The organism is Faecalibacterium sp. PGM34 (assembly GCF_054456555.1).
Genome location: NZ_CM136898.1, coordinates 2314721 through 2327265, shown reverse-complemented (window position 1 = coordinate 2327265; position 12545 = coordinate 2314721). Strand labels below are relative to the sequence as shown.

Below are 12545 nucleotides of genomic sequence, written 5' to 3'. Positions count from 1 at the left end.
TCCGTTGTATTTGTACATTATCCCACTCCGAACAGCTCCATGCACTGGGCGGCTGCGGCATCCACCTGTGCAAAGTCCACGGCGGTGCGGTAGTAGGTCTCCAGTTCATCGTGGCAGCTTTTTGCCTGCGCCATCAGGGCACAGGCCTGTTCCAGCAGCTCGGCGGCGGCGCGCTCGTTGAAGCGCAGCCGTGCCCGGCAGGCGGAAAGGTTTTCTCTGTCCACAAAGCGGCTGCACCGCACGGTCTGCGCCGCAGACAGCCGCACCGGATGCCAGCGGTTATCGGTCAGGAACGCCAGCCGCAGGGAGGGGATAAGGATGTGGTCGATCTTGTCCTCCGGGTGCATGGCGCAGGGGCAGGTGATGATGTGGTAGCCCCGCGCCAGCGCTTCGGCGCGGATGAGCTCCAGCAGCAGGCGGGACACTGCCCCGTAGTCGTCCCGGAAGAGGATGCATTTGTCTGCCAGTGCCTGCACCGTGCCCTGATAGAACACCTCGCCCTTGGGCGTGATGGCCGAGAGCAGCCGCAGTTCTTCAGAGCCCATCTCCTCGGTGCGGGGCAAAAGGCGGGTGCACAGCCGCTTGACGTAGCGGCGCACTTTTTCAAAGTTTGCGCTGCACGCTTCGGCGCGGCGGCTATCCAGCAGCAGGCTGCCCGCCGAGGCCACATACCGCGCTGCCCGGCTGCGCAGCAGCTGGTTGCGGGCAAACAGGGCGGTCACCTCGTCCTTGTGGGGGTGCAGGGCATCGGCATCAATGGTGTGGTACAAGCTCAGCACCCGCTCGTCTGCGCCGGGGGCTTCCGGCTCCACCACATGGGGCGCAGTGGCGTCGATGATGGCGCGTTTCTGCCGCAGGAACACCACTCCGTCCAGACTGTCGGGGTCGCTGGCGCAGTGGATGCGCTGGATGGGCTCGCCTTTGTCCTGTGCGGCGCGCGCCAGCCGCTTCATCAGGGTAGATTTGCCGCAGCCCGGCCCGCTTTTGAGCAGTACCAGCTGCATCCCGGGCTCCCGGCGCAGCGGCGCAAAGTAGCCCTTGAACCCGGCGGGCGTTGTAGCGCCCAAAAAGAAATCCACAGAAGGATGCACGGAACTTTCCATACAAAAACACCTCGCTTTTGCTTTACAGTATGCAAAAGCGGTGCGGTTGGTTCCTGTCCTTACCTATTATAGGTATGCTCGCACACAGCGGCAATGGTGTCCCGCAGCACGGTAAAGTCCGCAAAGGCTTCGGGCTTGTTCTGAGGCTGGCGCAGCAGGGCGGCGGGGTGGAAGGTGCCCATGAACAGGATGCCGCTTTTTTCAATGATCTGCCCGTGCTCCCGGGTGACGGAAAAATCCTGCCGGATCATCCGCTGGGCGGCAACGCGCCCAAGGCAGACCACGATCTTGGGCTGGATCAGCCGGAACTGTTCCCGCAGCCACGGCATACAGGCTTCGCTCTCGGCGGGCAGCGGGTCGCGGTTCTGGGGCGGGCGGCACTTGACGATGTTGGCGATATAGCAGTTTTTGCTGCGGTCAAGGTCGATGGCAAACAGGTATTTGTCCAGCAGCTGGCCGCTGCGCCCCACAAAAGGCAGACCCTGCTCGTCCTCGCTCTGGCCGGGCCCCTCGCCCACAAACAGTACCTCGGCGTCCGGCACACCCTGCCCGAACACCACATTCGTCCGGGTGGCGCATAGCTCGCAACGGGTGCAGGCAAGGCATTCGGCCTTTAAAGTATCCATATCCATGGAGAACATCTCCTTTAAAATCAGATTGGCGGTTTATTTGCAAATTACAACATTGTAAACTATAACACAGATTCAAGAGTACGGTAAATACCCAAAAGAGATTATCTTGGTTCCTTGAAAAAAACACCTGCGTATGATAAAATGAGCTTGAAGAAGGGAGTGGGTAAAATGCCGGTATTAAGCATATTTTATGGCATCATCGTCAGAATGTACCGAGAGCAGGGTGGAAAACACAATATGCCGCATATCCATGCGGAATATTCCGGGGAAGAGATCGTGATGACGCTGGATGGGACGATCTTGGAAGGCGGCTTTCCGAAAAACAAGCTGAAGCTGCTGGAAGCGTGGGTGGTAATACACCACGATGATCTGGAAGCGAATTGGAAGCTGTTGAGCAATGGTGAGCAGTTCTTCCGTATTGACCCTTTGAAATAAGGAGTGATTTTATGTTGCAGCCGAAATTGACCAAGGTGGAGACCATAAGCCCCTTGAAGCTTCGCCTGTTCTACGAAACGGGTGAGGTGAAGCTCTTTGATGTTGCGCCCTATGCAACGGGTCCGTGGTACGGACAGCTGAAAGACGAAAGCTATTTCAATGCGGTGCAGCTGCTGCCCGGCGGCGTGGGTATCGAATGGCCGGAGGGGCAGGACGTTGCGCCCCACGAGCTGTATGAGAACAGCATCCCCGTAAAGAAAACTGCATGATGGAGCATCTGCCCATAGAGCCTGTGAACGACACGGGTTCTTTTTTATATTTGCGGAGGAAAATATCCCTTGAAATCAGTATGATATTTTATTCACAAATCAAATGGCGGTTTCTCCCCTAAAATATAGCACAAAAACACGATTTTGTCTTGAACTTTTTGCCGCCTGTGCTAGAATAAAGAAGAAAGGCATCCTTGTGTCCAACAGATACGGGAAGCAAATTTTGGAAAGCATTTTCGGAGGTAATCACAATGGCTGATATGTTTGCACCGCTGGTAGCACAGCTGAAGGCAAATCCCAAGACGATCGTGTTCACCGAGGGCAATGACCCCCGCATTCTGGAGGCCGCAAGCAAGCTGCTGGCCGAGGGCGTGCTGAAGGTCGTTATGGTGGGCAACGAGGCAGAGTGCAAGGCTGCTGCCGCCGCCGGTAACTTTGATATTTCCGCTGCCGAGATCATCGACCCGGAGAACTACGCCGGCTTCGATGAGATGGTCAACACCATGGTGGAGCTGCGCAAGGGCAAGCAGTCCGCTGAGGAGTGCGCAGCTCTGCTGAAGAAGTCCAACTATTTCGGCACCATGCTGGTGAAGATGGGCAAGGCAGACTGCCTGCTGGGCGGCGCTACCTACTCCACCGCCGACACCATCCGTCCCGCTCTGCAGCTGGTCAAGACCAAGAAGGGCGCACATCTGGTGAGCTCCTGCTTTATTCTGGACCGCGACTGCGGCGAAGAGGGCCTGAAGCGCATTGCCATGGGCGACTGCGCTGTCAACATTGATTACACCGATACCGTCGATAAGGCTACCGGCGAGGTCAAGATCTCTGCCGCTTCCAAGCTGGCAGAGGTGGCTGTGGAAACTGCCCGCACCGCAAAGCTGTTCGGCATCGACCCGAAGGTGGCTGTGCTGAGCTTCTCCACCAAGGGCTCCGGCAAGGGCGGCACCGTGGCACTGAGCCACGACGCCACCATCAAGGCACAGGAGATGGATCCCGAGCTGGCAGTGGACGGCGAGCTGCAGTTTGACGCAGCCGTTGCTCCCGAGGTCGCACAGGTCAAGTGCAAGGGCAGCAAGGTGGCTGGTCAGGCCAACACCTTCATTTTCCCCTGCATCGAGGCCGGCAACATCGGCTATAAGATCGCACAGCGTCTGGGCGGCTACGCTGCTTACGGCCCCATCCTGCAGGGTCTGAACGCACCCATCAACGATCTGTCCCGCGGCTGCAACGCAGACGAGGTGTACAAGATGAGCCTGATCACCGCTTGCCAGTCTTAAACAATTTCGGCACAAACGAGGAGAAGCTTTCGGGCTTCTCCTTTTTATTTTGTCCCCTCTTGCAATCCGGCGGAGTTTATGGTACAATATTTTAGCATCCACAAGGATGTGTCGGACAGCGCCTGCTGCGTGGTTCGGCATACGGATGCGGGTCCTGTACGATGGGCTCGCTGTGAACCAGGTCAGGTGGGGAACCAAGCAGCCTTAAGCAGTGCGTTCGTGCGTTTCAGTAAGCCTGCATCCGTATGCCGAGTTACGCAAGGCGGGGACAAAACCCCGTCATGCGCTGTCCTTTTATTTTTGCCGCAAAGGCCGGGAAAGGGGAGACATCGCCGTGTATCGTGCGCTTTACCGCAAATGGAGACCCCAGCGGTTTGAGGATGTGGTGGGGCAGCGTGCCATCGTGACCGCCCTGAAAAACCAGATCACCGCAGGGCGTGTAGGCCATGCGTATCTGTTTACCGGCGTGCGCGGCACCGGCAAGACCACCTGCGCCAAAATTTTTGCCAAGGCGGTCAACTGCCTGCACCCGGAGGGCGGCGACCCCTGCGGGAAATGCGAGATCTGCAAGGGCATCGACAACGGCAGCCTGCTGGATGTGGTGGAGATGGACGCAGCCTCCAACAACGGCGTGGACGATATCCGCGACCTGCGGGACGAGACCGCTTACACCCCCAGCGCCTGCCAGTATAAGGTGTATATCATCGACGAGGTGCACATGCTGTCCACAGCGGCCTTCAATGCGCTGCTGAAAACACTGGAAGAGCCCCCCGCGCACATCATCTTCATTCTGGCGACCACCGAGATCCAGAAAGTGCCCGCCACCATCCTCTCCCGCTGTCAGCGTTACGATTTTACCCGCATCGGGCCGGAGGATATCGCACGGCGGGTGGAGTATATCGCCGGGGAGGAAAAACTGGAGCTGACCTCCGATGGCGCGGAGCTGATCGCCCGTCTGGCCGATGGTGCGCTGCGCGATGCGCTGTCCATTCTGGATACCTGCGCCGGTGTCACCGCAAAGATCGACGCGGACGTGGTGCGCCGCATGGCGGGCGTGACCGACCGCAGCTACCTGTTCCACATTTCTGACGCCTTGGAAGCGCAGGACGCCGCCGCCGCGCTGGCACAGCTGGCGCAGCTGCGGCAGCAGTCGGTGGACGTAAAACGTCTGACTGAGGAACTGATCGCCCACTACCGCGCCCTGATGCTGGCGGCGCTGCCCGGCGGGCAGGCGCTGCTGTCCGGTGTTTCGCCGGAGGAAGAGGCGCTGTACCTGCAAAAAGGCCCGGAGATGGGGCAGCGGGAAGCCATCCGCGCCATCCGCACTTTGGGCACGGCGCTGGAACACATGACCCGTGGCAGCGACCAGCGCATCGAGCTGGAACTGGCACTGTTCAGCCTGTCCGAGCCGCCCCAGCAGATGCAGGCGGTAACGGTACAGGCAGCCCCCGCCCGCGCGGCACAGCCGGAAGCACCCCGCCCCTTTGCGGCAGCGGTGCAGCCCTTTGCCAGCGCTCCGGTGCAGCCCGCACCGGCAGCAACTGCACCCCAGACCCCGGCAGCCGGAGCAGAGCCTGCCCCTGCCGTGCAGCAGACCCCTCCGCAGCCTGCCGCACCGGAAGCGCAGCCCGTCCCTGCGGACGAGCTGCCGCCCATGCCGGACGAACCGCCGGTACAGCAGAGCGATGCCGCCCTGCCGTGGGACGAGCCTGCCCCGCAGGCACCGCCGCCGGAGGAGCCGGAGCCGATCAGTCAGCCGGAGCAGCCCGCCCCCGCAGAACCCACACAACCCGCCCGGGCAGCGGAGGAACCGCCTGCCCAGGTGCAGGAGCACCCCGCCGACCCGGTGCTGTCCAAGCCCCGCAGTGTGGCGCAGAAGGGCACGAACCCCTTCCCGTACTGGGGGCAGATCGTGCAGAAGCTGGAAGGCATCGACCCCATGCTGTATATGTATCTGCGCAAGTCCAAAGCTTACTTTGACGGCACCCGCGTGCTGATCGACGGCGGCAAGACTTTCCGGGATTTTATTCGGGTGAACAAGGACAGCCAGAAGCTGATCAAAAAGCTGATCGCCGAGGTATCCGGCGTGCCGGTGCCCATCGGCCCCTACGAGCCAAAAACAGCCGGAAAGACCGCCTCCAACGCGGAGCAGTCCCTTCTGGCACTGGAAAAGCTGGGGTTAGAGGTCAGCATTGAGGATACCGCCCGCAAAAAGCGATAAAAATTGTTTATAATAAAGGAGAATGCCATTATGAAAGCAAGAATGCCCGCAGGTTACGGCCGCCCCGATATGAACGCCCTGATGCGTCAGGCTCAGAAGATGCAGGAGGACATGAAGAGCAAGCAGGCCGAGCTGGAAGCTGCCGAGTACACCGGCAGCGCCGCCGGTGAGATGGTGACTGTGAAGATGAATGGCAAGCACGAGGTGCTGTCCATCACCATCAAGCCCGAGGCTGTGGACCCGGACGACATTGAGATGCTGGAAGACATGGTGGCTGCTGCCATCAACGCCACCGTGAAGCAGGTGGATGAGACCGCCGAAGCCGAGATGGGCAAGCTGACCGGCGGCCTGAACATTCCGGGTCTCTGAGCCGGGAAGGGGAGATACCATGGACTACACTGCCGCACCGCTGGAAAAGCTGATCGAGGAGTTCGGCAAGTTTCAGGGCGTGGGCCGCAAGGGTGCTACCCGCATGGCCTATCAGGTGCTGAGTATGTCGGATAAGGACGCTGCGGCGCTGTCGGATGCCATCCGCGGCGCGCATACCCGGCTGCACCGGTGCCGCATCTGCCAGAACTTTACGGACGCTGATCTGTGCCCGGTATGCGCCAGCGCCAAGCGGGACACCTCGGTGATCTGCGTGGTGGAAAAGCCCCGGGATGTGCAGGCCTTTGAGCGCACCCGGGAGTATAACGGTCTGTACCATGTGCTGCACGGCCTGCTGGACCCGTTGGCCGGTGTGGGCGCAGAGCAGCTGACCGTCAAGGAGCTGCTGGCGCGGCTGAAGGACGACACGGTGAAGGAGGTCATCATGGCCATGAACCCCACCGTGGAGGGCGAAGCCACCGCCATGTATCTGGCAAAGCTCATCAAGCCGCTGGGTATCCGGGTCACCCGGCTTGCCTCCGGTCTGCCGGTGGGCGCCAGTCTGGAATACGCCGACGAGACTACCCTGTACCGGGCGCTTTCCGGCCGCGGAGAGCTGTAAACCTGTAAAAATTTACAATTCTGTCAGAAACAGCCCTTGCATTACCCTGAAAAAATGGTATACTGAAACAACGAACGGAACGGAGAAAGGAGGCGCGCAGCATGGCACCCACAAAGGAGCGCCCGGCGACCAAGACCATCGCCACCAACCGCGAAGCGCGCCACGAGTATTTTGTTCTGGAAGCGCTGGAGACCGGTGTGGAACTTAAGGGCACCGAGGTGAAAAGCCTGCGGGCCGGCGGGGTCAACCTGAAGGACAGCTGGGTGGATATTGAAAACGGCGAGCTGCTGGTAAAGGGGATGCACATCAGCCCCTACGACCACGGCAACCTGTTCAATCAGGATCCCATGCGCGTCCGGCGGCTTCTGGCGCACAAAAGTGAGATCCGGCGTCTGCACCAGCAGTGCAAGCTGCAGGGCTATACGCTGGTGCCGCTCTCGCTTTACTTCAAGCATGGCCGCGTAAAGATGGAAGTGGGCTTGTGCAAGGGCAAAAAGCTGTACGACAAGCGTGCCGATGCCGCCCAGCGCGATGCAAAGCGCTCCATTGACCGGGCTGTGAAGTCCAACGGCAAGTATTATTAAGCATTCCAATTGCAGACTGCGGCTCACCGCAGAAAACCAAGCTTTCCGCACATCGCAAGATGTGCTTTATATGGGGGCGTAAAGGTTTCGACGGGGGGAGCGAGGTCTGGGCAGCGGGTAGCAGCGGGGGAACTGCTCTATAACTCCTCCAAAACAATTAACTGACAACAATAATTATCAGTTGCTCGCAGCCTGAGTGCTGCGCGTTCCGCCCACTCTTGTGTCGTGTGGGGTCGGGGCGTCCTTTAGACACAGCACCTGAACGGACCTAAGCTTTGCGGACCGGCAGGAACTCATGAAGCTACCAAAGCGCTAGCCTGACGATCGGCGTGGCGCGGCGGGAATGTTGTAGATCGCCTGCACCCGGAGACACCTACACTGAGCTCTTTTCGGACATGGGTTCGACTCCCATCGCCTCCACCAGTAAAAAAGCCACCTGAAAACTTACGTTTTCAGGTGGCTTTTGCTATACGGAGCGATGTCGTATTATCACGCCAGATCCGGCAGGATATCCGACCACAGCGCCTGCTCCTGACGCAAGGCATCGAAGCAGCAGTCCAGATACATTTTGTTGACCGCAGCAAAAATGGTGCTGCGCAGCAGCAGACGCTCATCGTTGAGCGTAGTCTCCGGCTGGGCTGCCTTGCCGCCGAACACCACGGAAAGACTAGTCTCCAGTTCCTCGCAGAAGATATCGTAGGCTGTTCCGGCGGAGCAGTGCTCCCGCTGCATTTTAAACAGGGTGTCGATATTTTCGATCGAGAGCACCGTTTTGGAGACTGCAATGTACATCAGGGAGGCGATCTGGTCCCGGGTGTATTTTTTGCGAATGGGGTGATCCACCACCCCTTTTTTGACGTAGTTGCTCACCATAGAAGGCGTCAGCTCCACCCCGCAGAAGCTGCGGAAGTAGCCGTTGACGAACTGCACCGTCTGGTCCAGATACAGCCCTACCGAGGGGAGATCGTTGTACCGGGGCAGGGCAAAGCCCGCAGCACACGCCGCAACGCGGAGTCTGGTTTCAGCTTTCATAGTATCTTGTTCCGTTCATGCTCCTGCGCTTTTTTGCAAGCAGGAACGTTGTTTTTGTGCAAAGGCAGGGCAATTGCTTTCCGCAAAAGCACTTCTGCCTGTAAAATAGTATACCGCATTTTGGAAAATTGGTCAACGGGCAACGAAAACTTTTTAAAAGAATTTAAAAAAACAGTTGACAGGGTTTTGAAAAACTGCTATGATGGTCACGGACAAAGGAATGACTGCGGCGTGCGCCGCTTGAAAATGGAGAAAAATATGAAAAGCAAAATTGTTGTAGACTCCTCTGCAAATGTGTACGAGCTCCCCGATGTAGGGTTTGCCTGTGTGCCGCTGAAGATCCTGACCGACGAGCAGGAGTATGTGGACACCGCAGAGGTGGACGCTCCCGCACTGGCCGAGATGCTGCGCACCTATAAGGGACGCACCAGCACCTCCTGCCCCAACATCTCGGACTGGATGGCTGCCTACGAGGGCGCAGACGAGGTGTACGTTGTGACCATCACCGGCACGCTGTCCGGCGCTTACAACGCCGCGCTGCTGGCGGGCGAGGAGTACGAGCAGAGCCACGAGGGCGCGCGGGTCTTTGTGCTGGACAGTCTGTCCACCGGTGCGGAGTCCCGGCTGCTGGTGGAGCGTCTGGCGGCGCTGATCAAGGCAGGCAAGCCCTTTGATACCGTGTGTGAGGAGATTCGGGCGTACCATGAGCACACCCATCTGCTGTTTGCGCTGGAATCTCTTGCAAACCTTGCGCGCAATGGCCGCGTGAAGCCCGCTGTGGCTGCGGTGGCGCGGATGCTGGGCATCCGGGTCATCGGTCAGGCCAGCGACGCCGGTGATCTGGAGGTTCTGTGCAAGACCCGCGGCGAGCACGGCGCACTGGAGCGCATGGTGCTGGAAATGAAGGCGCACGGTCTGACCAACGGCCGGGTGCACATCGACCACTGCTGCAACGCTGCCGCTGCGGAGCGGCTGAAGCACATGGTCCATGCCGTGTTCCCGGAGGCCAAGGTGGAGGTGGGCACCTGCGGCGCTCTGTGCAGCTACTATGCAGAGTACGGCGGCCTGATAGTGGGCTACGAGGATAACGAAGCACCCACCGTCTGAGCGTAAAATAGGATACTATGATTTCGATTCATCGGGGCATCTGCGGACGCTCCGGTGAACTTTTTTATAAGGGACAATTCCGGTGCACCCGACAGCAAAAACTTGCAAAGGGTGAAAAACCGCGCTATACTTACTTACATTATAGAGGTAAGGAAACACGGGAAGGGGAGAGAATATGCTGTTCCGGTTGCCGATCATCAAGTTTTTCAACCGCATCCTCAACCGCATCACAGTCACGGTGGTGCTGGTGGCGTTGCAGCTTGCATGGCTGGCGTGGGTGTTTTTTGCCCTCACCACCGGTACGGCACGGGTGTGGGTCACAGGGACACTCAACGGGCTGAGCCTGCTGATCATTCTGTATCTGGTGCGCAAGGACGAAAACAGTGCCTATAAGGTGGGCTGGATCGCCCTCATCGGGCTGCTGCCGCTGCTGGGAGGGGCGCTGTATCTGGCTTTTGGCAACAAGCGCCCCTCCCAACGTCTGCGCAGCAAAATGCAGGCAGTGGAGCAGGCACACCGGACAGACTGCGCCCAGCAGCCCGGACAGACCGCCGGCCTGTGCGACGAAAACCGGGGAGTGAGCCGCTACCTGACCCAGTACGGCTGCTATCCCGCGTGGCAGAACACCACCGCCCGGTATTTCTCCTGCGGCGAAGCCATGTATCCGGCGCTGCTGGCCGATCTTGAAAAAGCGGAGAAGAGCATCTTTCTGGAGTTTTTCATTGTCAGTCAGGGCAAGATGTGGCAGGGCGTGGAGGACATCCTGCGCCGCAAGGCGGCACAAGGGGTGGACGTGCGGCTGATCTACGACGACTTCGGCAGCCTGCTGGGTCTGCCCAAGGACTTTGTGGTGCGCATGGAGCGAGCGCATATCCGCTGCATCCCCTTTAACCCGGTGGTACCGCTGCTTTCGCTGGTGATGAACCACCGCGACCACCGCAAGATCGTGGTGATAGACGGTAAGGTGGCCTACACCGGCGGCATCAATCTGGCAGACGAATATATCAACGCCATCACCCGCTTCGGTTACTGGAAGGACGCAGGCCTGCGCATCGAGGGCGCTGCGGTGTGGAACTTTACCGTAATGTTTCTGGATTTCTGGAACGCCTTCCGTCCCTTTGAGCAGGATTACAGCGCCTTCCGTCCGCAGTTTGCGGTGCTGCCTGCCAGCGATGGGGTAGTGCAGCCCTACGCGGACAGCCCGCTGGACGAAGAGCCGGTGGCAGAAACGGTCTATCTGGATATTCTGGCGCAAGCACAGCAGTACGTTTATTTTTATACACCCTATCTCGCCATCGGCGAGGAAATGCTGGACGCGCTGCGCAACGCCGCCAAGCGCGGGGTGGATGTGCGGCTGGTGCTGCCGGGCATCCCGGACAAAAAGCTAGTGTTCCGGCTGAGCCGCTCGTACTATCTGCCCCTGCTGCGGGCGGGGGTGCGCATCTACGAGTACACCCCGGGCTTCCTCCATGCCAAGTGCTGTGTCAGCGATGACCGTGCGGCGGTGGTGGGCAGCATCAATATGGACTACCGCAGTATGTTCCTGCACTTCGAGTGCGGGGTGCTGCTGCTGCAAAACAGTCAGGTGCTGGCTTTGCGGGACGATGTGCGCCGCACCCTGCCCCAGTGCCGGGAGGTGCAGTGCGCCGACTGCCGCACCGGTCTGGCCGGTACGGTGCTGGACAGCGTGCTGCGGCTGCTCAGTCCTCTAATGTAAGTGCCGCTCATAAAATCCCGCGCGGCGGGGTACACTAGCTCCAAAGCCTGCGTCTGCAATGCAGGCACGGAAAGGGAGCGTATGTGACGATATGAAACAGGCATCGCGATGGTTTTTGTGCTGCACGCTGGCGGCAGCACTGGCATTGACAGGCTGCGGCGGGGGAAGCTCCGGCAGCAGTTCCGGTCCTATGAGCGGCAGCACCTCTGCGGGCAGCAGCGCGGCGCAAAGCGCGGCGTGGCGCACCGGACTGGGGGTTCTGACCGAAGCGACCGGCACAGACCGTGCGGGCAGCATCCGCACCGTGGCGGCTGCCGTGCTGCTGGATGCAGACGGCAAGCTGGCAGGGGCAACACTGGACGAGCTGGAGCTTTCAGTCAGTGCGGACGGCACCGGCAAGGTGACCACCCCCACCGACACCCGCACCAAGCGTCAGAAGGGGAAGGATTACCCGCTGGCAGAGGTATCCGGCCTGAAAAAAGGCTGGGCAGAGCAGGCAGACGCCTTTGCCGATTGGCTTGAGGGCAAGACCCTGGAGGAAGTGAAAAAGCTGAAAACGGATGCAGACGGCAAGCCTACGGACGCAGACCTTTTGTCAGGTTGTACCATTGCGGTGAACCGTTACCGGGATGCCATCGTCCGCGCCTGCGAGAATGCGCAGGTGCTGGGCGCTGCCCGGGGCGATACGGTCAAGCTGGGCGTTGAGGTAGCCGAAATACCGCAGGGGCTTACGGGTATAGATGACAAGGACGCGCAGGTACAGGCAAAAATCACGCTGGCGGTGGTGACCATGGACGAGAACGCCCGTGTGACCAGTGCCATCGGGGATATGACCGAGCCGGAGCTGACCGTCAGCGCGGACGGTACAGTGTCTGCCCCGCGTGAGCCGGTCTACACCAAAAACGAGCTGGGCGACCGCTACGGAATGCGCAGCGCAAGCGCGTTAGGCAAGGAGTGGTACGAGCATAGCGCAGGCTGGTGCGGCTACCTGAAGGGCAAAAACGCCATGGAGATCGGCAAGCTCTCCGCAGACGGCACGGACGCTGACCTGAAGGCGCTGTGTACCATTTCTGTCACCGACCTGCAAAAGGCGGCGCTGAAAGCCATGGCGGAGCAGTAGGGGACGATTGAAAATACTATTATAATTTGTGGTTCAGAAACGCCCGCGGGCGTTTCTGAA

Annotated in this window: 13 protein-coding genes and 2 other RNA genes; 12 read left to right on the top strand and 3 right to left on the bottom strand. The window is 59.6% G+C overall.

All coding sequences use genetic code 11. The features are described from left to right. Positions 1-17: 17 nt before the first annotated feature. Both ACXPUX_RS11135 and ACXPUX_RS11130 read right to left on the bottom strand, forming a co-directional pair. Entirely contained in the window at positions 18-1103 is a 1086-nt protein-coding gene (locus tag ACXPUX_RS11135) for a hypothetical protein (protein WP_458828344.1), read from the bottom strand. Positions 1104-1162: 59 nt separating this feature from the next. Next, positions 1163-1735 carry a uracil-DNA glycosylase gene (locus ACXPUX_RS11130; RefSeq protein ID WP_458828343.1) on the bottom strand — a complete coding sequence of 191 codons (573 nt, stop codon included), beginning with the start codon at positions 1733-1735 and terminating at the stop codon, positions 1163-1165. A gap of 114 nt (positions 1736-1849) precedes the next feature. On the opposite strand from ACXPUX_RS11130, the gene ACXPUX_RS11125 reads away from it, so the two are divergent. The 9 genes from ACXPUX_RS11125 to ssrA all read left to right on the top strand — a co-directional run bounded on the left by ACXPUX_RS11125 (position 1850) and on the right by ssrA (position 7932). Beyond that, positions 1850-2170, top strand: a complete 321-nt coding sequence (locus ACXPUX_RS11125) for a DUF4160 domain-containing protein (protein WP_242958658.1) — start codon at positions 1850-1852, stop codon at positions 2168-2170. An 11-nt stretch (positions 2171-2181) separates the two neighbouring features. Then, a complete protein-coding gene (locus tag ACXPUX_RS11120; protein ID WP_458828342.1) occupies positions 2182-2439 on the top strand; it encodes a DUF2442 domain-containing protein in 258 nt (85 codons plus the stop codon). 251 nt (positions 2440-2690) lie between these two features. Continuing rightward, a complete protein-coding gene (pta, locus tag ACXPUX_RS11115; protein WP_458828341.1) occupies positions 2691-3716 on the top strand; it encodes a phosphate acetyltransferase in 1026 nt (341 codons plus the stop codon). Between the two features lie 145 nt (positions 3717-3861). Continuing rightward, positions 3862-3960, top strand: an RNA gene (gene ffs / locus ACXPUX_RS11110) — signal recognition particle sRNA small type. A gap of 90 nt (positions 3961-4050) precedes the next feature. Further along, a complete protein-coding gene (gene dnaX, locus ACXPUX_RS11105; protein ID WP_458828340.1) occupies positions 4051-5937 on the top strand; it encodes a DNA polymerase III subunit gamma/tau in 1887 nt (628 codons plus the stop codon). A 30-nt stretch (positions 5938-5967) separates the two neighbouring features. Continuing rightward, a complete protein-coding gene (locus ACXPUX_RS11100; RefSeq protein ID WP_015538350.1) occupies positions 5968-6306 on the top strand; it encodes a YbaB/EbfC family nucleoid-associated protein in 339 nt (112 codons plus the stop codon). A 19-nt stretch (positions 6307-6325) separates the two neighbouring features. Continuing rightward, complete coding sequence (recR, locus tag ACXPUX_RS11095) at positions 6326-6925, top strand: recombination mediator RecR (RefSeq protein ID WP_458828339.1); 600 nt, start codon at positions 6326-6328, stop codon at positions 6923-6925. A 101-nt stretch (positions 6926-7026) separates the two neighbouring features. Beyond that, positions 7027-7509 carry an SsrA-binding protein SmpB gene (smpB, locus tag ACXPUX_RS11090; protein WP_112091044.1) on the top strand — a complete coding sequence of 161 codons (483 nt, stop codon included), beginning with the start codon at positions 7027-7029 and terminating at the stop codon, positions 7507-7509. A 72-nt stretch (positions 7510-7581) separates the two neighbouring features. Further along, positions 7582-7932: a transfer-messenger RNA gene (ssrA, locus tag ACXPUX_RS11085) on the top strand. Positions 7933-7998: 66 nt separating this feature from the next. On the opposite strand, the gene ACXPUX_RS11080 is transcribed toward ssrA, so the two are convergent. Continuing rightward, positions 7999-8541, bottom strand: coding sequence for a DUF1836 domain-containing protein (locus ACXPUX_RS11080; protein WP_458828338.1), 543 nt, complete (start codon positions 8539-8541; stop codon positions 7999-8001). 258 nt (positions 8542-8799) lie between these two features. On the opposite strand from ACXPUX_RS11080, the gene ACXPUX_RS11075 reads away from it, so the two are divergent. The 3 genes from ACXPUX_RS11075 (at position 8800) to ACXPUX_RS11065 (ending at position 12485) form a co-directional block, all read left to right on the top strand. After that, positions 8800-9648, top strand: a complete 849-nt coding sequence (locus ACXPUX_RS11075; protein WP_458828337.1) for a DegV family protein — start codon at positions 8800-8802, stop codon at positions 9646-9648. A gap of 175 nt (positions 9649-9823) precedes the next feature. Beyond that, positions 9824-11365, top strand: coding sequence for a cardiolipin synthase (cls, locus tag ACXPUX_RS11070; RefSeq protein WP_458828336.1), 1542 nt, complete (start codon positions 9824-9826; stop codon positions 11363-11365). Between the two features lie 91 nt (positions 11366-11456). Next, entirely contained in the window at positions 11457-12485 is a 1029-nt protein-coding gene (locus ACXPUX_RS11065; RefSeq protein ID WP_458828335.1) for a hypothetical protein, read from the top strand. Positions 12486-12545 lie beyond the last annotated feature (60 nt).

Bases quoted from the DNA above. Each gene is read 5' to 3' on its own strand.
- pta (WP_458828341.1), top strand. From the start codon at position 2,691: ATGGCTGATATGTTTGCACCGCTGGTAGCACAGCTGAAGGCAAATCCC.
- ACXPUX_RS11080 (WP_458828338.1), bottom strand. From the start codon at position 8,541: ATGAAAGCTGAAACCAGACTCCGCGTTGCGGCGTGTGCTGCGGGCTTT.
- ACXPUX_RS11135 (WP_458828344.1), bottom strand. From the start codon at position 1,103: ATGGAAAGTTCCGTGCATCCTTCTGTGGATTTCTTTTTGGGCGCTACA.
- ACXPUX_RS11075 (WP_458828337.1), top strand. From the start codon at position 8,800: ATGAAAAGCAAAATTGTTGTAGACTCCTCTGCAAATGTGTACGAGCTC.
- ACXPUX_RS11120 (WP_458828342.1), top strand. From the start codon at position 2,182: ATGTTGCAGCCGAAATTGACCAAGGTGGAGACCATAAGCCCCTTGAAG.
- recR (WP_458828339.1), top strand. From the start codon at position 6,326: ATGGACTACACTGCCGCACCGCTGGAAAAGCTGATCGAGGAGTTCGGC.
- ACXPUX_RS11100 (WP_015538350.1), top strand. From the start codon at position 5,968: ATGAAAGCAAGAATGCCCGCAGGTTACGGCCGCCCCGATATGAACGCC.
- ACXPUX_RS11065 (WP_458828335.1), top strand. From the start codon at position 11,457: ATGAAACAGGCATCGCGATGGTTTTTGTGCTGCACGCTGGCGGCAGCA.
- ACXPUX_RS11130 (WP_458828343.1), bottom strand. From the start codon at position 1,735: ATGGATATGGATACTTTAAAGGCCGAATGCCTTGCCTGCACCCGTTGC.
- cls (WP_458828336.1), top strand. From the start codon at position 9,824: ATGCTGTTCCGGTTGCCGATCATCAAGTTTTTCAACCGCATCCTCAAC.
- smpB (WP_112091044.1), top strand. From the start codon at position 7,027: ATGGCACCCACAAAGGAGCGCCCGGCGACCAAGACCATCGCCACCAAC.